We start from the raw sequence: 16,393 nt of genomic DNA, 5'->3' as shown, positions 1-16,393 counted from the left end.
TCCCACTTCGGGAGGGCCGGGGGTGGTACGCCGCACCATGTCGATGAGGTGGGGGCGAGAGCCCCGTGGGTGCCGCCGGTCCGGGACACGGACCGGCGGCGACCGGTCAGTGGCAGCTTCCGCAGCAGCTCGCCGCAGGCGGCTCGGCGTCCGGGGCCGGGACGACCTCGTAGCCGGCCTCTTCGACCGCCGCGGCCACCGACGCGTCGTCGACCGGGTTCTCGCTCGTCACCTGGACGGAGCCGGCCTTGAGGTCGACGTCGACGCGCGCCACACCGGGGATCTTGCCGACCTCGGTGGTGACCGAGCTGACGCAGTGGCCACAGGTCATGCCCGTGACGGTGTAGGTCGCCACAGTGGCGGAAGGGGAAGTGCTCATCGCGGGGTTCTCCTGTTCGGAAGGGCGTGGCGCCGTTGTTGTCCGGTTCGGCCGGCGCCCCGCGAACACTAGATACCCCCCAGGGGTATGTCAAGGGTGCCGCATCCCCCTCGGGGTGATCACCGTCGGGCGTACGCACGGGACGGTTCCGTTGCTCAGGTGCGCACGAAGCGCGCGATCGCGGCTGCCGCTTCCTCCGCCTTCGTTCGGGCCTCGTCGCCTCCTCGCCCGGCAGCCCCCGTCACGCGGTTCCCCTTCTGGAACAGCTTGAAATAAATACCCCCAGGGGGTATGTTCTCGACGCGTTCCAAGATACCCCCCCGGAGTATATTGAGGTGAGTGGAATGTCCGTGACACCGACTCAGAAGGATCCGCGGCGCTGGTGGGCGCTCGCGTTCATCGCCATGGCGCAGTTCATGGTGATCATGGACACGTCGATCATTGGCGTGGCCCTGCCCGAGATGCAGGCGGACCTCGGGTTCACCCAGGGCAATCTGTCCTGGGTCTTCAACGCCTACGTCGTCGCCTTCGGTGGCCTGCTCCTTCTGGGAGGCAGGTTGTCCGATCTCTTCGGAGCCAGAAGGATGTTCGCGACGGGCTGGGCCGTCCTGGCCGTCGGCTCCCTGGCCGCCGGTCTGGCCAACGAGGTCTGGGTGGAGCTGGCGGGACGGGCCGTCCAGGGCGCGGGGTCCGCGCTGATCGCGCCTTCGGCCCTGACGCTGCTGATGATGCTCTTCGGCTCCGACCCCAAGGAGCTGACGAAGGCGTTCGCGCTGTACGGTGCCGCCGCCCCCGCCGGCGGCACGGCCGGGGTCTTCCTCGGCGGTGTGATCACCGAGTACACCAGCTGGCCGTGGGTGTTCTACGTGAACATCCCGGTCGCGGTGGTCACGCTGCTCGCCATCCCGCGTCTGATGCCCGCTGCCCCGCCGCGCCGCGGATCCATAGACCTCCTCGGCGCGCTCACGGTCACGGCCGGGCTCGGCACGGTCGTCTATGCCGTGGTCCGCGCCCCGGAGACCGGCTGGAGTTCGGCCGGGACCTGGCTGGTGCTGGCTGCCGGCGCGGCGCTGACCGGGCTGTTCGTCGCCCTTCAGGCCACGCGCCGTGAGCCGTTGATGCGGCTGTCGATCCTGCGCACCCCGAACCTGGCCGCCGCCAACCTGGCCCAGCTGCTGCTGGCCGGAGCGTGGATACCGATGTGGTTCTTCCTCAATCTCTACCTGCAGCAGGTACTGGGCCTGGGGGCGTTCGAGTCGGGTGCGGCGCTGCTGCCGATGACCGGCGCGGTGATGCTGATGATGATCGTGCTGGCACCGTGGTTCCAGAGCCGCTTCGGGCCCCGAACGATGATCGCCGTCGGCATGGCGGCCCTGGCCGCCGGGATGCTGTGGCTGTCCCTCGTCCGCCCGGACGGGAGTTACTGGGCCGATGTGCTCCCGGCCTCGCTGGTCGCCGCCATCGGAATGTCGCTGGCCTTCATCCCCTCCCTCGGGACGGCGATCTCCTCGGCCCGGCCCGAGGAGGGCGGACTTGCCTCCGGCATCGTCAACACCAGCTACCAGATCGGCTCGGCCCTCGGCCTGGCCGCCATGACCGCCCTGGCAGCGTCGCGGGGCGCCGACGAGCTCGGTGACGCCGCCGCGCTGACCGACGGCTTCTCCGCGGCCTTCACCGGCGCCGGCGCCATCGCCGCGGCCGGCGCGGTCCTCACCCTGGTCACGCTCCGCACCGGCAGGCGGTCGGCCGCTCCCGAGCACGAAACGGCGGGGAGCAGCTGATCACCCACCGGCGCGAAACCTCGCGTCGCCATCCGAGCCGTTTCCGGTCGGGATCCAACGATCCCGACCGGAAACGGCGTTCCCGATTCGACGTCCACGGCGGCATCCCCCGCGGCCGGCCGCTGCCTGATCTCTTGCCTGCTCAACGCTGCCGCACGCCGCCTGGAATCCCCAGCATCTGCTGGTGGCGGCAGCGCACGTGTACCGCCACCCGGCACCGAGATCCCCGGCCGCCCGCGTTCCGACCCGCGTCACGCGGCGGCCGACACCGCCGCGGGTCTGCGACCCCACTTCGCCTGCGGCACGGCGGTGGCCTACATCCCTGTCGGACCACATCCCGTCCGAGGACAGGCACTCAGGGGGCCCGAACTGATCACATCACAATCCGGAGCGCTGCCTTGCCGTACTGCTGAGACGGACACCCCACCCATCGAGTCGGGAGCCACCGTGACACGGACGAAGAGGTTCATCGCCCTCCCTGGCCGACAAGCACAGGCCCGGCCCCGGCGCCGACGCCGACGCCGATGTGAGCGGTGCGATCGTTCCGGGCCGACCACTCCGGGCGGGGCCTTCCGCGCGTCATCGCCGGGCCCGGCGCGTAATCGGCGGGGAGGTCAGGGTCCCGGTCGACGGAGAGTGCGGCGTCAGCTCGAACGCTGTTCCGCGTCCGGCCGGGGGGGGACGCAGGCGGCGGCAGCCGGTGCTGAGGGCGATCTGCTGTCCGGAGTGCCCCAGCACGGACATCGACCTCGCCGGAACCGGTGACGAAGGTTCCGACGAAGACCCGCGGTGATCAACATTGCGAGAGGAATGAACATGATCAGACTGAAGAGGCTGCTTGTCGGGGCTTTCACCTCGTCTATCGCGGCGACCGCGCTGGCTGCCGGGACAGTGGCGCTGGCAACTCCCGCGCAGGCCAGCGCATGGGACTGCCAGCAGTACCTGAGGGACCGGGGCTACGCCGTTGGCTCCGTGGAGACGAACGCCTGCGCGCAGGGTGCCCGAGGGGGCCTGGCCGACTATGCGTTCTGCCTTTACGAGCTCGACCGCGGCGGCGTGAACAACGAGAGCCATAGGGTGAATGCCTGTCAGCTCGCCCAGACCTGAGGTGTGATCCGGGCGTGTCCGTCCGAGTCGGACATGCCTGCCGGGGCAGCCGAGAGACGTGAAGCCCCTGGTAGGACATTTCTCACCACAAGATCGTCTACGCAGCCAGAGGCTTCACGTCGGTCACCTGCGTTGCCATGCTCGATGTCCCGCGCCCGGTGATGGAGTTCGAATGTGCCGGCGGTGTCGCGGGGCACCTTGACCTCGACCGGCCGATACCGGTCAGCACGGTCCTCGACCGCGTGCCGTTGCGACGGTGACCGCTGCCGCGGCCCGTCGCGTCGTGCTTCTCGTAACCGACATGGTCGGTGATCCCGCCCTCCGGAGCGGACTCCAGCACCCGCTTGGTCAAGGGCAGCTGGGACATACCCGACAATGGTCACTCACGGGGATTGGGCTGCCACAAGGTGTGATGGCCGTCGACGAGAGGAGCCGGACGCGTGGCGCACATCGTCATCAAGGGTGGGCTCGTCGTCACAGCGGCCGACGAGATCGACGCCGACGTGCTGATCGACGGCGAGAAGATCGTCGCGCTCGCGGCCGGAGGCAGCGCCGCGGCAGAGGCGTGGACGGCCGATCACGTCATCGACGCCGCGGGCAAGTATGTGATCCCAGGTGGGGTGGACGCACACACGCACATGGAGCTGCCGTTCGGCGGGACGGCCGCCTCGGACACCTTCGAGACGGGGACGCGGGCCGCGGCCTGGGGCGGGACCACCACGGTGGTGGACTTCGCCGTGCAGGAGAAAGGGAAGTCGCTCCGGGAAGGGCTGGATTCCTGGTATGCGAAAGCGGCGGGACGGTGCGCCGTCGACTACGCGTTCCACATGATCCTCTCGGACGTCACTGACGCCTCGCTGCGGGAGATGGACCTGCTGGTCGGGGAGGGGGTGACCTCGTTCAAGCTGTTCATGGCCTATCCCGGCGTCTTCTACAGCGACGACGGGCGCGTGCTCCGGGCCATGCAGCGGGCCGCCGCCAACGGCGGGACGATCATGATGCACGCCGAGAACGGCATCGCCATCGACGTGCTCGTGGAGCAGGCACTCGCCGCGGGGCGGACGGACCCCCGCCACCACGGCGAGGTGCGGCACGCGCTGCTGGAGGCGGAGGCGACGCACCGGGCCGTGCAGTTGGCGCGGGTGGCGGGCGGGCCGCCGCTGTATGTGGTGCACGTGTCGGCGGAGGAGGCCGTGCGGGAGCTGGCGGTGGCGCGGGACGCGGGGCTGCCGGTGTTCGGCGAGACCTGTCCGCAGTACCTCTTCCTCTCCGACGACCGGCTGCGCGAGCCCGGGTTCGAGGGGGCCAAGTACGTGTGCAGCACGCCGCTCCGGCCGCGTGAACACCAGGCGGCGCTGTGGCGGGGGCTGCGCACCGACGACCTCCAGGTGGTCTCGACGGACCACTGCCCGTTCTGCTTCCGGGGGCAGAAGGAGCTGGGCCGGGGGGACTTCTCCCGTATCCCCAACGGGCTCCCGGGCGTTGAGCATCGCATGGACCTCCTGCACCAGGCGGTGGTGGACGGACACATCTCGCGCCGCCGCTGGATCGACATCGCCTGCGCCGCGCCGGCGCGGATGTTCGGCCTCTACGGGCGGAAGGGCACCGTCGCCCCCGGCTCGGATGCCGACATCGTCGTCTACGACCCCGCCGCCGAGCAGACGCTCTCCGCGACGACGCACCACATGAACGTCGACTACTCCGTCTACGAGGGCACCCGGGTCACCGGCCAGGTGGAGACCGTGCTCTCGCGGGGCCGGGTCGTCCTCGACCGGCGGCGCTGGGCCGGGAGCGCCGGGCACGGCGCGTTCGTGCCGCGCGCCACCTGCCAGTTGGTCGGCTGAGGCGGGGCGCGGATGGATTTCGGGCTCGTCCTCCAGACCGACCCGCCCGCCGCCGAGGTGGTGGCGCTGATGCGCCGGGCGGAGGGGGCGGGGTTCCGCTACGGCTGGACCTTCGACTCGGCGGTGCTGTGGCAGGAGCCGTTCGTGATCCTCAGCCAGGTCCTCGCCGCGACCGAGACGTTGCGGGTCGGGACGATGGTGACCAACCCCGGCACGCGGACCTGGGAGGTCACCGCCTCGACGTTCGCCACACTGAACGAGATGTTCGGCAACCGCACGGTCTGCGGCATCGGGCGGGGGGACTCGGCGATGCGCGTGACCGGCCGACCGCCCAACACGCTGGCGCGCCTGGGCCTGGCCGTCGACGCGATCCGCGACCTGGCGGAGGGCCGGGAGGCGGTGCTGGACGGCACGGCGGTGCGGCTGCCGTGGGTGCGGAACGGTGAGCTCCCGGTGTGGATGGCCGCCTACGGGCCGAAGGCGCTGGCCCTCGCGGGGGGACGGGCCGACGGCTTCATCCTCCAGCTCGCCGATGCGTTCCTGACGGAGTGGATGACCGGAGCGGTCCGAGAGGCGGCCGTCGCGGCGGGCCGGGACCCCCGGGCGGTGGCCGTGTGCGTGGCCGCGCCCGCGTATGTGACGGACGACGACTCCCCCGCCGCGCTGGCGCACGCGCGGGAGCAGTGCCGCTGGTTCGGCGGCATGGTCGGGAACCATGTGGCCGACCTGGTGGGCCGCTACGGCACGGACTCCGGCCTGGTGCCCGAGGCGCTGACCGCGTACATCGCGCGGCGGGACGGCTACGACTACCGCCACCACGGCCGCTCGGGGAACCCGGACACCGCGTTCGTCCCCGACGAGATCGTGGACCGCTTCTGCCTGATCGGCCCGCCCGAGACGCACATCGCGCGGCTGCGGGAGCTGGCGGCGCTCGGCGTCGGCCAGTTCGCGGTGTACGCGATGCATGACGCGCGCGAACGCGTCATCGACGTCTACGGGGAGCGGATCATCCCGGCGCTGGGCTGAGGACATCGACCCGGCCCCGGGGCACGGGGCGTTCGCCAGGCGGGCGAGCCATGCGACGACGAAGCCGAGGGCGGCGCGCAAGGACAGCCGGTCAACGCGCCCGCCGTCGAGACGGGCCGGGGCGGGGACGCGCCCTCGGCCCGTCACCTTCTTCTGCCGCAGGCCGGGGCTGAGGTGGATGACATGGGGGACCGGGCCGCCCGAATCCGCGACCCCGCCGGTGAATTCTCGTTCTCCGCTCACGACACCGAGCGTACGGGCGACCACTGACAGTGACGGCGAGAGCCGTCTGTGCTGTCGTCTCCCGGCGCTGGGCCGAGGGCGTTCAACACGCTCGCCTGGGATCGACCCGACGGGCCGCCCAGAGAATGGTGGTGCGGAGCAGGGGCAGGCTCTCGCCGGTGGTGAAGTCGAGCCGCTTGCCGCCCCGGGGGAGGGCGGCCATATCGCGGACGGTGAACACCATCCCGCCCAGCATGAGTTGGTCGCCCCGCCGAATGGTTGCGGCGTCGACCTCGACGGACACGAGCACGCCGTAGCTCATCGGCCCACCGCCGCCACGGTGAGCACGAGAACGAGCGCGCAGCCGCGTAACGCGGTCAGCGTGGTGTGGCGGTGCGGGCTGAGATATTCACCGGAGCGGAACGTGAGCCGCGCCGGACCTCCGCGACGCGGAAGGTCGATGCCGCGAACGGTGCACCGCCGGTATCCGATGCACAGGACGTCTCCGACCCTGACCGTCGCGACGGTCACCTCGACGGGCCGGGTTCTGGTCGATGCGGTCTGTGGTGGCACTGGCGCTCCAATGCTTCGAAGTGGGCGTCAACCTGTCGGGTGAGCTCGGCCAGTCGCATACCGAGGTCATCCGTCGAACTGCTGTCAGCGACGGCATCGCTGACGCCCTCGGTCCCCGGAGCGGGTTCCGGCTGTTCCGGTGTGGTCATGCGTGCTCACCTACCGATCGACGCTGTCCAACCCCCCGGGCGGTCAGGCACAGTCCGTGACTCGCCCGCTACTAAGCAACACCAGATCGGCTACGGTGAACACGCTTGAATTGCCGACGCTCAAATCAAACGGTGAATTCGATAAGGATTGGGGCAGGTCAGGGGATGGATGAAACGGCACCGGAAGGCCAGTTGAGCTCGCTCGCCCACTTCGGCACGGAAGTCAAGGAAGCGCGGGTCGGTCGTCAGCTGGCTCAGAAACACTTGGCTCAGGGAACGGGCTACTCGATCGCCTATGTCAGCAAGGTGGAACACGGAGTCCTGGTCCCGTCCCAGCGTTTCGCCGAGCACTGCGACACCGTGTTCGGAACCAACGGGTTATTCGCGCGGTTGCGGCGCCGGATCGACGAGTCCGAGACCCCGAGCTGGTTCAAGCCGTACCTCAAGCTGGAGCCGAAAGCCTGCCGGATCCTGGACTTCTCGGTGAACTGCCTGATCGGGCTCCTCCAGACCGAGGACTACGCACGCGCCATCTTCCGAGCGGGAAAGCCTCACGAAAACACCCAGATGATCGATAAGCGGGTCGTGGGAAGGATGCGGCGGCGGGACGAAGTGCTCGGGAGGAGTGGGGCGCCCGCCCTGTGGTCCGTTCTCCACGAAGGCTGTCTGCGCACCATCGTTGGTGGTGCCGACGTCATGTCGAGGCAACTTGAGCACTTGGCCGTGGTCGGCGACACCCCCGGTACCGATCTTCAGGTGCTTCCGTTTGCAGCGGGGGCGGCTGCGGCTCACATCCTGCCGTTCACCGTGCTCACCTTCGCCGACGGTACGCCGACGACTCTGTGGACAGATGGACCTCTCGGGGGCAGACTATTTCAAACAGAGACAACGGTCGCCCAAATCACGGAACTTTATGAGCGGCTGCGTGCCCACGCGCTCTCACCCGATGATTCACTGAGCGTGATCCGTACCATTTCCCGGGAGCTCCAATGATCGACCTCAACGCCGGGCCGACCGCCTGGGTCACAAGCTCTTACAGCGGCAACGGTGGTAACTGCGTCGAGTGCGCCCCGCGCTTCGCCTCGCTGGGAGCCGTTCCCGTCCGTGACTCCAAGGACCCGGCAGGTCCCGCCCTCAGCTTCCCCACGTCCGGCTGGTCCGGCTTCCTGACCGCGCTGAAGCAGGGCCATCTCTGAAACGACGCACGCCCCCATGCACCGCCACGACAACTGCCGCTCGGTGCCCGTAGTTGCTCCGCGCCCCGCAGTGCGGAGTCGTATGGCCATGGAAACAATGGCCGTACGCCCGCCGATGTGTTGAGCGACCCCCCGGGGAATTCGCTGCCTTCTCACCCCTGTTGACCGCCTCGCAGACGGCTGAGGCGCGGGCGCGGAGGTGTGGGGTGGCCGCCATCGTTCTCCATGGGCGGCGTCGCTCGGCGGGGGGCCGTCCCGGTAGCGCCGCGCGTCACCCGGCGGGGGGCGGACAATCCGTGGACCTCGCCGTTGGCGTATCGCTCGGATGCCTCCGCGCCGCGTGGCGGTCTCCTCGGTCAACTCCTCCTCGATGATGGTGTAGAAGTCCGGGTCTCCCCGCTCCGCCCGGCCCTCGGGATCGGAGTCGGGCTCGGATTCGGCGGACCGGCTCGCCGCCGGATCGCCTGTGTCGGCGTCGTCATCGCTTCCGCCGCAGGCGGCGGCGATCGGAGCAGGCCGCCGCGCCAGGGAAGGCTTCGCTCCGCGGCGATGTCGCTCATGCGAACGGAACGTCCAGGATGAGCCAGAGGCGGTCCACGCTCCACCACGGGTCGAGCAGCGTCACCCAGCTGTCCTGGTGGTCCGGGTGGGTGAGGCCCACGACGAGGCCGGAGTCCCGCAGCGCGATCTGGTGGTAGTCGCCCCTGCGCCGGATCTCCCACACGTTGCGCGCCTGGGCGAGCGGACCGGTTTCGAGGAGGATCGGGCCCTGGTACCTGATGTTCTCGTAGACCACGAGCTGTTCGCTCTTCCGCAACGGTTCCAGGTAGCGCCCGAAGGTGACATGGCGGATGACGAACGCGCCGTCGCCCGTCCGCGTCAGGCGCCACCGGTGGCAGTCCTTGAGTTCGTGATGGTCCTCGCGGAGCGCCTTGAGGTGCTGCCGCTTGTTGAGGAACGAGTCCGGGATCAGCACACCTCCCGAGTGGGCGCTCACGATCATCTTGTCGCCGCTGGACAGGTCACCGCCGGACAGGTCTTCCGAGGCCGAGGGCCGGCCGGGAGGCTCGGAGGTCATGGTCACCTCGTGATTCGCTTCGCGCTCGTTGATCGCCTGGGTGATGGATTCCCCGGTCCCGGCACCGATGTTCGCCAATTCACCCGCACCGGTGAACGAGTTCATCCCCGCGCCGGGTCGAAGGACCGGGCGCCCGCGCTCGCGCCGTTCGCCAACGCCCTCCCGTTCCTGGGTAGGTGGTACGGCGAAGGCACAACGCCGAGGTGGGAGGGCACATGCTGAAGGACAAGAACGCTGTGGTCACGGGCGGTTCGCGGGGCATCGGCCGGGCGATCGTCGAGCGGCTGTGCCGCGAGGGGGCGTCCGTCGTCTTCTCCTACGCGGCGGCGAAGGACGCCGCGGAGGAGGTGATCCGCACGGTGGAGGCCGCCGGCGGCACAGCCCACGCGGTGCGGGCCGATCTCGCCGAGCCGGGAGCCGCGGAGCTGTTGATGGAGGCTGCCGAGGAACATCTCGGCGCCCTGGACATCCTGGTGAACAACGCCGCGCTGGCCTTCACGCCGACCCCCATCGCGGAGACCGAGGAGGCCGCGTTCGAGCGCGTGATGGCCGTGAACACCACCGCGGTCTTCCTCACCACCCGCTACGCGGCCCGGCAGATGCGCGACGGCGGCCGGATAGTGAACATCTCCACCCTGAACACCGTGCGTTCGGCCCCCGGCATCGCGCCCTACGCCGCCAGCAAGGGCGCCGTCGAGCAGCTGACGGCGGTCGCCGCACGGGAGTTGGGGCCCCGCGGCATCACGGTCAACGCCGTGTCGCCCGGGGCGACGGACACCGACCTGCTGCGGTCCACCAACCCGCCGGAGCGGCTGGAGATGGTCGCGGGTTTGACGGCCCTGGGGCGACTGGGTCAGCCCGCCGACATCGCGGATGTGGTCGCGCTCCTCGCCGGCCCCGACGCACGGTGGATCACCGGGCAGACCATCCTGGCCACCGGCGGCCTCGCCTGAGACGCGGACCGGGGCGCGCTCGCGAGGCGCACGGCCCCGCGACAACGCGCCCCCGCCGGGCTGGTGGCGGGGGCGCGTCGCGGCGGCGGCAGTGGTGCCCGCGGCCGGTCGGTGTGCGGCGGTCGGCGGCCGGTCAGCAGCCGGTGCGGGTGGTGCCGACGGCCACGTTGTCGTACCAGAGGGTGTCGGCGCCCTCGCCGTAGCTCTCCCAGCCGAACCTGAGGTTGACCAGCTGGGGGTGCCACGCCCCGCGGTTGAGCCACTGGCCGTCGATGTCGTGGGTCGGGGTGCCGTCCACGGCCAGGCCCTCGACGGGTTCGCCGTCGAGCCAGGTCGTCAGGTGCCCCGCGGCCGGGTCGATCGCGTACTCCACGCAGACCCACTCGTCCACCGGCAGCGGCGCGCTCAGGGCCACCCCGTTCGGGCTCTGCTCCGGGAGGGTGGCGTCGTCGGACTCGCGGTTCCACTGGAGGGCGCCGTTCTGTCCGCCCATCCGCAGGTCGCGGCTGCCGTCGGCCGCGTCCTCCATGGTCAGGAACGTCACGTGCTGGGTGGGCAGCGCCGAGGTGTGCCGGACCCAGTACCGCACATACAGGCCGGAGGAGGTGTCCACGTCGGAGAGGTCGGTGCCGACGAACACGTGGTTGCAGTACCCGGTGCCGCCGTCCACGCGCAGCGAGGTGGTGCCCTCGTAGGCGACGGCGGTGTCCACGCTCGCGCTGCCGGTGCCCGAGCAGTCGGGGAACTCGGTCGCCCAGCGGCCCGAGGGCTGGGTGCCGGTCTGGCTCTCGAAGTCCTCGCAGAAGCCGTCGGCGGCGCACTGCACGGCGGACGCGCCGGGCGCGCCGGGCGCGCCCGAGGCGGCGGACGCGGCGGGCGCGCCGGACGCGGTCGTCGCGCCGAGGGTCAGCGCCGAGGCCAGGGCGAGACCGGCGGCGACGGCGGTGCGCGCCGGCCCGCGCGAGGCGGAGGAGGTGGGGGGTGTCAGGGGCGAACGGGTCATGCGGACTCCTGGTGTGTGGGGGGCGAGGCGGCTCTCCCCGCGCGGTGGGAGCGCTCCCACTCAGGAATCTAGCCGTCCGTCGCCAGTCGGTCCAGAAGGGCGGGGAAGGCGTGGCCGATCGGTTCCCTGATGACCTCGGCGGCCCGCTCGTCGTACGGCGTCGGCTCGGCGTTGACGATGATCAGCCGGGCGCCGTGCTCGGCGGCCAGTCCCGCGAGGCCGGCGGCGGGGTGGACCTGGAGGCTGGTGCCGACGGCGATGAACACCTCGCAGGCGCGCGTGATCGCCACGGCCTCGGCGAGCACCTCGGGGTCGAGGTTCTCGCCGAACATCACGGTCGTCGACTTGAGGATCCCGCCGCAGTCGCGGCAGGGCGGGTCCTCCTCCCCCGCCGCCACCCGTTCGAGCGCCGCCTCCATCGTGCCGCCGCCACCGCAGTCGACGCACCGCACCGAGCGGGCGGAGCCGTGGAGTTCGAGCACCTTGCGTGCGGACAGGCCCGCGGCCTGGTGGAGCCCGTCGACGTTCTGGGTGATCACGCGCACCGGCACGCCGGCGCGCTCCAGGCGCGCGACGGCCTCGTGCGCCGCGTTCGGCCTGGCCCCGAACACCGGGCTGTGGCGCCGCATCAGCCAGGATCGGCGGCGGATGTCGGGGTCGTTCATATAGAAGGAGTAGGTCACCAGCTTCTCGGCCTCGGGGTCGCTCCGCCACAGCCCCCGGGGGCCGCGGTAGTCGGGAATGCCCGAGTCGGTGGAGACCCCCGCGCCGCTGAGGATGGCGATCAGTGGACGACGCGCGCTCTCGTCAGCGTTCATACGAAAAGCGTAAGCTCCGCACCATGTTCACCACCCGGCCCACACTCCAGGGCACGTTCGGCATGGTCTCCAGCACGCACTGGCTGGCCTCCCAGTCCGCCATGGCCGTGCTGGAGAAGGGCGGCAACGCGTATGACGCGGCCGTCGCCGCCGGTTTCGTCCTGCATGTCGTGGAGCCGCACCTCAACGGTCCGGGGGGCGACGTTCCCCTGATCCTGGCGCCGGCGGGCGGGCCCGTGCGGGTGTTGTGCGGGCAGGGGCCCGCGCCCGCGGGCGCGACGATCGAGCACTACACCGGTCTCGGCCTCGAACTGGTGCCGGGGACCGGGCCGCTGGCGGCCGTGGTGCCGGGGGCGGTGGACGCGTGGCTGACGCTGCTGCGCGACCACGGCACCCGGGAGCTGGAGGAGGTGCTGGCGTATGCGATCGGCTATGCCGAGCACGGGCACCCGGCGGTGGAGCGGATCGGGCGCGCGGTGGAGAGCGTGCGGGAGCTCTTCGAGAACGAGTGGACCTCGTCGGCCGAGGTGTTCCTGCCGGGCGGGCGTGCGCCGGGCGCGGGCGAGCTGATGCGCAACCCCCGGCTCGCGGAGACCTGGAAGCGCCTGCTGAAGGAGTCGGGCGCAGTCGGGGGCGACCGCGAGGCACGGATCGAGGAGGCGCGGCGGATCTGGCGCGAGGGGTTCATCGGCGAGGCGATCGCCGCGCACGCCGCCCGCCCGGCCATGGACTCCTCCGGCGAGCGGCACGCGGGGGTGCTGACGGGCGACGATCTCGCGGGCTGGTCGGCTTCGTACGAGGAGCCGGTCACCTACGACTGGCGCGGCTGGACGGTCGCCAAGGTGGGTCCCTGGTCGCAGGGCCCGGTGCTTCAGCAGCAGCTGGCGCTGCTCGACCCGGGAATCGACGCTTCCGTATACGGCTCGCCCGATTATGTCCACCAGGTGGTGGAGGGGAGCAAGCTTGCCCTGGCGGACCGGGAGGCGTGGTACGGCGACGCGGCCCCCGTTCCGCTCGACACCCTGCTGTCGCCCGCGTACAACGACGCGCGGCGGCGGCTGATCGGCGCGGAGGCGTCGGCGGAGCTGCGGCCCGGCAGCCCCGACGGGCGGGAGCCGAGGATCAGCGCGCACAGCAGGCGCGTCTCCGCGCTGCCGGGTGGTGGGGGCGCGGGGACCGGGGAGCCGACGGTGGCGGCGAACGGCGAGGTCAGGGGCGACACGTGCCATGTGGACGTGGTCGACCGCTGGGGGAACATGGTGAGCGCCACCCCCAGCGGCGGGTGGCTCCAGTCCTCGCCGGTGATCCCCGAGTTGGGCTTTCCTCTGGGCTCGCGGCTACAGATGACCTGGCTGGAGCCGGGGCTGCCCTCGTCGCTGACCCCGGGGCGCCGGCCACGTACCACGCTCAGCCCGTCGCTCGCGCTGCGGGGCGGGGAGCCGGTGCTCGCGTTCGGCACGCCGGGCGGTGACCAGCAGGATCAGTGGCAGACGCACTTCTTCCTGGCGGTGGCCTTCCGTCCCGAGGTGCGGGGCGGGCTGGACCTCCAGGGCGCGATCGACGCGCCGAACTGGCATCAGGACTCCTTCCCCAGCTCCTTCTACCCGCGCGGGACGCTGCCGGGGAGCGTGACGGTGGAGTCGCGGATCGGCGAGACGGTCATCGCCGACCTGCGGCGTCGCGGGCACGATGTGACGGTGGCCGAGCCGTGGACGGCGGGGCGGCTGTGCGCGGTGGCGCGCGACCCGGAGACGGGGCTGCTGTCGGCCGCGGCGAACCCGAGGGATATGCAAGGTTACGCCGTCGGCCGGTGATCGTTCCTTCACGATCTCTTGTGGCGAAGGGCCGTTGACGGAAAAAAGAGGGGACGAAAACTGGCTGTAGCCCGTTGGAAACAAGACCCGTAACACGGCTTGGATTCAGTAACGCCCATGGCGGATGTGCCTTGGGCTCAACGGGAGATGGCCACCCGGCTGGCGGCCTTCACGGCCGAACTGCGAGCGGTCACGGGCGCGCTCGACCCCGAAGCGGGGTGGTTCGCGGCCTTCGCCCGGCGGGGCGGCGAGGAGTTGAGCGCGTGGCTGGACGGCCGCGACCTGCCGCCGTGGGACGCGGTGGCCGACCTGCTCCAGGATCTCGCGGGGCTGCGGGGTACGGCGGCGGCCGAGGAGGCGGGGCGGCGGCTGAGATCGGGGTACGAGGCGACGGCCCAGGCGCAGGACGCCATGCCGACGAGCCGGGAGGCGCTGACGCGCCGGCTGGCGGACCTGGACCGGGCGGAGCACGGGCTGCGCGACCAGCTGCGGCGGTTGGCGGCCGGGCAGGAGGAGGCCAGGCGGACGGGGCAGCAGGCGGAGGCGGACCGGCTGGCGACGCTGCTGCTGTGGGCGCAGGACGACGAGGAACGGGTGCTGTCGCGGCGGGCCGAGCTGCGGGGGCGCCTCGCGGCGCTGCGGGCGCGTGTGAGGAGTGGCGCGCCGGCGTCCGTGCGGGAGCCCGCGAGCGAGGGTGCCCCGGGGGCCGCGCCGGCGCGCACGCCCGAGCCCGAGCCCTCGCGCGCGGCCACGACAGCGCCCGCGCCGGCTCCCGCGCCCGCGCCCGAGCCCGCGGCGCAGGTGCCGGCGAAGGTGCAGGGGAAGGCGAAGGCGCAGGCGGTGCGGAAGAGGCCGCGGGGGGCGCGTTTCGCCGGTCTCGACGAGGAGGCGACGCCGACCGCCGTGCCGGTCGCCGAGCCGCCGTCCGCGGAGCCGGAGGCGCCGGTGACGCGCCTGCCCGCCGGGTCCCGCTTCGCGGGGGCGCTGGAGGCGGAGCCGCGGGTCAGGCGGCAGCCGTCGGCCGAGGACCTGCGGGCGGCGGCCGAGGCGGCGGAGCGGCTGCGGCGGCTGCGCGCGGAGGGGCAGAGCGGCGCGGCGCACATCGTGCTGTCCGAGGCGGTGACCGGGCCGCCGATCCGGCTGCCGGTGCTGATGGCCGAGCTGGAGCACGCGGGCATGACCTCGGACGTCTCGCTGCTGCTGTGGGAGGCGGCCTCGCTGCCGCCGGTCCCGCTGGCCGCGGCGGCGGACGCGCTGGCCGGGGCGGGGCGGCTGCGCGACTGCGGCCAGTTGCTGCGGCAGAGCGCGGCGCGCCCGGCGCCCGAGGCGGGCACCATCGCGGCGGAGCTGAGCTCGGCGGGCCACACGCGGGAGGCGATCGACCTGCTGACGGCGGTGGTCCAGCAGCGGAGCGCGGGCGAGGCCGCCCGCACGGCGGCCAACGCGCCGGACGTGGTGGTGCCGCTCCTCCTGGACGCGGCCTACCGGGTCTCCCCCGGCCACTACTACGCCGTCACCAGCGAACTGCGCCGCGCGGGCGTGGCGTAGGGCCCCTCTCACCGCGAACCGGGTCACCCCCATACCCGGCAATCCGGGCGGGAGGGGGCCGTGTTTCGATGGTGGGGTGATCGAAGAGCAGCTGGTCGAGGCGGTTGAGCAGGCGGTGCGGAGCACCGTGGAGGACGAGGTCGTGCCGCGGTGGCGGCGGCTGGCGGAGGGCGAGGTGGCCGTCAAGACGGGCCCGCACGACCTGGTGACCGTCGCCGACCGGAACGCGGAGCTCCGGCTGACGCGGGAGCTGACGGCGCTGCTGCCCGGCTCCGTGGTGGTCGGCGAGGAGGGTGTATCGGAGAATCCGGCCGCGTACGCGGCGCTCGGCGGCGAGGCGCCGGTGTGGATCGTGGACCCGGTGGACGGGACCCGGCCGTTCGTGCGCGGCGAGACCGGATTCTGCACCCTGGTGGCGCTGGCGAGCCAGGGCACGGTGCTGGCGTCCTGGCTCTTCGCGCCGGCGCGCGGGCAGATGGCGCACGCCCGGTTGGGCGCGGGCGCGTGGCTCAACGGGGAGCGCCTGCGGTCCGGCTCCCCCGCGCCGGGCGCGGTGCTCGACGTGGCGCACTCGCACCCGGACTACACCTCCCCCGAGCAGAAGCGCGCCCTGGAGGGGCTGTGGGCGGACGGCATCGCGCCGCGCGAGTGCGGGGCGGCGGGACTCGAGTACCTGGGCGTCGCGACCGGTCGCGTCGACGCGGTGGCGTTCTCCTGGGAGTTGGCCTGGGACCACGCCGCGGGGCTCCTGCTGGTGGCCGAGGCGGGCGGCGACCATATGACGCTGAGCGGCGAGCCGTTCCGCGTCGCGGGCGGCAACGCGCTCCCGTTCACCGCCGCCCGCGACGCCGCGACGGCGCGCCGGGTCCGGGAGCTGCTGACCCGCCGGGCGTGACGGGCGG

Annotated in this window: 18 protein-coding genes; 10 read left to right on the top strand and 8 right to left on the bottom strand. The window is 72.0% G+C overall.

The features are described from left to right. Positions 1-106: 106 nt before the first annotated feature. Both ADY01_RS05615 and ADY01_RS40300 read right to left on the bottom strand, forming a co-directional pair. The gene (locus ADY01_RS05615; protein WP_049566525.1) at positions 107-379 is read right to left on the bottom strand and encodes a heavy-metal-associated domain-containing protein; all 273 of its coding nucleotides are present in this window, start codon (positions 377-379) and stop codon (positions 107-109) included. Between the two features lie 155 nt (positions 380-534). Then, positions 535-690 (bottom strand): hypothetical protein, encoded by a 156-nt coding sequence (locus ADY01_RS40300; protein ID WP_234320080.1) that lies wholly within the window; start codon positions 688-690, stop codon positions 535-537. Positions 691-783: 93 nt separating this feature from the next. Between ADY01_RS40300 and ADY01_RS05610 the strand changes: the two genes are divergently transcribed. Both ADY01_RS05610 and ADY01_RS05605 read left to right on the top strand, forming a co-directional pair. Beyond that, positions 784-2,160 carry an MFS transporter gene (locus ADY01_RS05610; RefSeq protein ID WP_234320085.1) on the top strand — a complete coding sequence of 459 codons (1,377 nt, stop codon included), beginning with the start codon at positions 784-786 and terminating at the stop codon, positions 2,158-2,160. An 816-nt stretch (positions 2,161-2,976) separates the two neighbouring features. After that, positions 2,977-3,267, top strand: a complete 291-nt coding sequence (locus ADY01_RS05605) for a hypothetical protein (protein WP_049566519.1) — start codon at positions 2,977-2,979, stop codon at positions 3,265-3,267. A 97-nt stretch (positions 3,268-3,364) separates the two neighbouring features. Here the strand turns inward: ADY01_RS05605 and ADY01_RS36630 are convergent, their stop codons facing one another. Further along, positions 3,365-3,634 (bottom strand): transposase, encoded by a 270-nt coding sequence (locus tag ADY01_RS36630; protein ID WP_420715590.1) that lies wholly within the window; start codon positions 3,632-3,634, stop codon positions 3,365-3,367. A gap of 73 nt (positions 3,635-3,707) precedes the next feature. On the opposite strand from ADY01_RS36630, the gene hydA reads away from it, so the two are divergent. Both hydA and ADY01_RS05595 read left to right on the top strand, forming a co-directional pair. Further along, positions 3,708-5,111 carry a dihydropyrimidinase gene (hydA, locus tag ADY01_RS05600; protein WP_049566515.1) on the top strand — a complete coding sequence of 468 codons (1,404 nt, stop codon included), beginning with the start codon at positions 3,708-3,710 and terminating at the stop codon, positions 5,109-5,111. Positions 5,112-5,123: 12 nt separating this feature from the next. Next, a complete protein-coding gene (locus tag ADY01_RS05595; protein ID WP_049566512.1) occupies positions 5,124-6,137 on the top strand; it encodes a TIGR03842 family LLM class F420-dependent oxidoreductase in 1,014 nt (337 codons plus the stop codon). A gap of 325 nt (positions 6,138-6,462) precedes the next feature. Here ADY01_RS05595 and ADY01_RS05590 read toward each other — a convergent pair whose 3' ends face one another. Together ADY01_RS05590 and ADY01_RS05585 are read right to left on the bottom strand one after the other, a co-directional pair. Continuing rightward, complete coding sequence (locus tag ADY01_RS05590; protein ID WP_049566508.1) at positions 6,463-6,681, bottom strand: hypothetical protein; 219 nt, start codon at positions 6,679-6,681, stop codon at positions 6,463-6,465. Further along, entirely contained in the window at positions 6,678-6,932 is a 255-nt protein-coding gene (locus ADY01_RS05585) for a hypothetical protein (RefSeq protein WP_159000968.1), read from the bottom strand. The genes ADY01_RS05590 and ADY01_RS05585 overlap by 4 nt, the downstream gene beginning before the upstream one ends. Positions 6,933-7,246: 314 nt before the next feature. Between ADY01_RS05585 and ADY01_RS05580 the strand changes: the two genes are divergently transcribed. Both ADY01_RS05580 and ADY01_RS05575 read left to right on the top strand, forming a co-directional pair. Next, positions 7,247-8,074, top strand: coding sequence for a helix-turn-helix domain-containing protein (locus ADY01_RS05580; RefSeq protein WP_049566500.1), 828 nt, complete (start codon positions 7,247-7,249; stop codon positions 8,072-8,074). After that, a complete protein-coding gene (locus ADY01_RS05575; protein WP_049566496.1) occupies positions 8,071-8,277 on the top strand; it encodes a DUF397 domain-containing protein in 207 nt (68 codons plus the stop codon). Before ADY01_RS05580 ends, ADY01_RS05575 begins: the two co-directional genes overlap by 4 nt. 556 nt (positions 8,278-8,833) lie before the next feature. Here ADY01_RS05575 and ADY01_RS05570 read toward each other — a convergent pair. Continuing rightward, entirely contained in the window at positions 8,834-9,355 is a 522-nt protein-coding gene (locus ADY01_RS05570; RefSeq protein ID WP_159000966.1) for an RICIN domain-containing protein, read from the bottom strand. A 215-nt stretch (positions 9,356-9,570) separates the two neighbouring features. Between ADY01_RS05570 and ADY01_RS05565 the strand changes: the two genes are divergently transcribed. Then, on the top strand, positions 9,571-10,308 hold the full coding sequence (locus ADY01_RS05565) for a glucose 1-dehydrogenase (protein ID WP_049566489.1): 738 nt from the start codon (positions 9,571-9,573) through the stop codon (positions 10,306-10,308). Between the two features lie 133 nt (positions 10,309-10,441). On the opposite strand, the gene ADY01_RS05560 is transcribed toward ADY01_RS05565, so the two are convergent. Beyond that, positions 10,442-11,311: a hydrolase gene (locus ADY01_RS05560; RefSeq protein ID WP_107081656.1), complete on the bottom strand. Its 870-nt coding sequence runs from the start codon at positions 11,309-11,311 to the stop codon at positions 10,442-10,444. 68 nt (positions 11,312-11,379) lie between these two features. Next, positions 11,380-12,129 (bottom strand): SIR2 family NAD-dependent protein deacylase, encoded by a 750-nt coding sequence (locus tag ADY01_RS05555; protein WP_049566485.1) that lies wholly within the window; start codon positions 12,127-12,129, stop codon positions 11,380-11,382. A gap of 23 nt (positions 12,130-12,152) precedes the next feature. On the opposite strand from ADY01_RS05555, the gene ADY01_RS05550 reads away from it, so the two are divergent. The 3 genes from ADY01_RS05550 to ADY01_RS05540 all read left to right on the top strand — a co-directional run bounded on the left by ADY01_RS05550 (position 12,153) and on the right by ADY01_RS05540 (position 16,386). Continuing rightward, positions 12,153-13,943, top strand: coding sequence for a gamma-glutamyltransferase family protein (locus ADY01_RS05550; protein WP_049566482.1), 1,791 nt, complete (start codon positions 12,153-12,155; stop codon positions 13,941-13,943). A 117-nt stretch (positions 13,944-14,060) separates the two neighbouring features. After that, positions 14,061-15,491 carry a hypothetical protein gene (locus tag ADY01_RS38880; protein ID WP_159000964.1) on the top strand — a complete coding sequence of 477 codons (1,431 nt, stop codon included), beginning with the start codon at positions 14,061-14,063 and terminating at the stop codon, positions 15,489-15,491. Positions 15,492-15,567: 76 nt separating this feature from the next. Further along, the gene (locus tag ADY01_RS05540) at positions 15,568-16,386 is read left to right on the top strand and encodes an inositol monophosphatase family protein (RefSeq protein WP_049566475.1); all 819 of its coding nucleotides are present in this window, start codon (positions 15,568-15,570) and stop codon (positions 16,384-16,386) included. The last annotated feature ends 7 nt before the right edge of the window (positions 16,387-16,393 follow it).

It is taken from the genome of Streptomyces sp. SBT349 (assembly GCF_001083795.1).
GTDB lineage: Bacteria > Actinomycetota > Actinomycetes > Streptomycetales > Streptomycetaceae > Streptomyces.
The sequence above is the reverse complement of the archived record's forward strand: the minus strand, read 5'-3'. Positions and strand labels throughout refer to the sequence as shown.

Excerpts from the sequence above, each read along its gene's own strand:
- ADY01_RS05615 (WP_049566525.1), bottom strand. The coding sequence starts at position 379 with ATGAGCACTTCCCCTTCCGCCACTGTGGCGACCTACACCGTCACGGGC.
- ADY01_RS05610 (WP_234320085.1), top strand. The coding sequence starts at position 784 with ATGGCGCAGTTCATGGTGATCATGGACACGTCGATCATTGGCGTGGCC.
- ADY01_RS05605 (WP_049566519.1), top strand. The coding sequence starts at position 2,977 with ATGATCAGACTGAAGAGGCTGCTTGTCGGGGCTTTCACCTCGTCTATC.
- ADY01_RS36630 (WP_420715590.1), bottom strand. The coding sequence starts at position 3,634 with ATGTCCCAGCTGCCCTTGACCAAGCGGGTGCTGGAGTCCGCTCCGGAG.
- ADY01_RS05595 (WP_049566512.1), top strand. The coding sequence starts at position 5,124 with ATGGATTTCGGGCTCGTCCTCCAGACCGACCCGCCCGCCGCCGAGGTG.
- ADY01_RS05590 (WP_049566508.1), bottom strand. The coding sequence starts at position 6,681 with ATGAGCTACGGCGTGCTCGTGTCCGTCGAGGTCGACGCCGCAACCATT.
- ADY01_RS05580 (WP_049566500.1), top strand. The coding sequence starts at position 7,247 with ATGGATGAAACGGCACCGGAAGGCCAGTTGAGCTCGCTCGCCCACTTC.
- ADY01_RS05575 (WP_049566496.1), top strand. The coding sequence starts at position 8,071 with ATGATCGACCTCAACGCCGGGCCGACCGCCTGGGTCACAAGCTCTTAC.
- ADY01_RS05570 (WP_159000966.1), bottom strand. The coding sequence starts at position 9,355 with ATGACCTCCGAGCCTCCCGGCCGGCCCTCGGCCTCGGAAGACCTGTCC.
- ADY01_RS05565 (WP_049566489.1), top strand. The coding sequence starts at position 9,571 with ATGCTGAAGGACAAGAACGCTGTGGTCACGGGCGGTTCGCGGGGCATC.
- ADY01_RS05560 (WP_107081656.1), bottom strand. The coding sequence starts at position 11,311 with ATGACCCGTTCGCCCCTGACACCCCCCACCTCCTCCGCCTCGCGCGGG.
- ADY01_RS05555 (WP_049566485.1), bottom strand. The coding sequence starts at position 12,129 with ATGAACGCTGACGAGAGCGCGCGTCGTCCACTGATCGCCATCCTCAGC.
- ADY01_RS05550 (WP_049566482.1), top strand. The coding sequence starts at position 12,153 with ATGTTCACCACCCGGCCCACACTCCAGGGCACGTTCGGCATGGTCTCC.
- ADY01_RS38880 (WP_159000964.1), top strand. The coding sequence starts at position 14,061 with ATGGCGGATGTGCCTTGGGCTCAACGGGAGATGGCCACCCGGCTGGCG.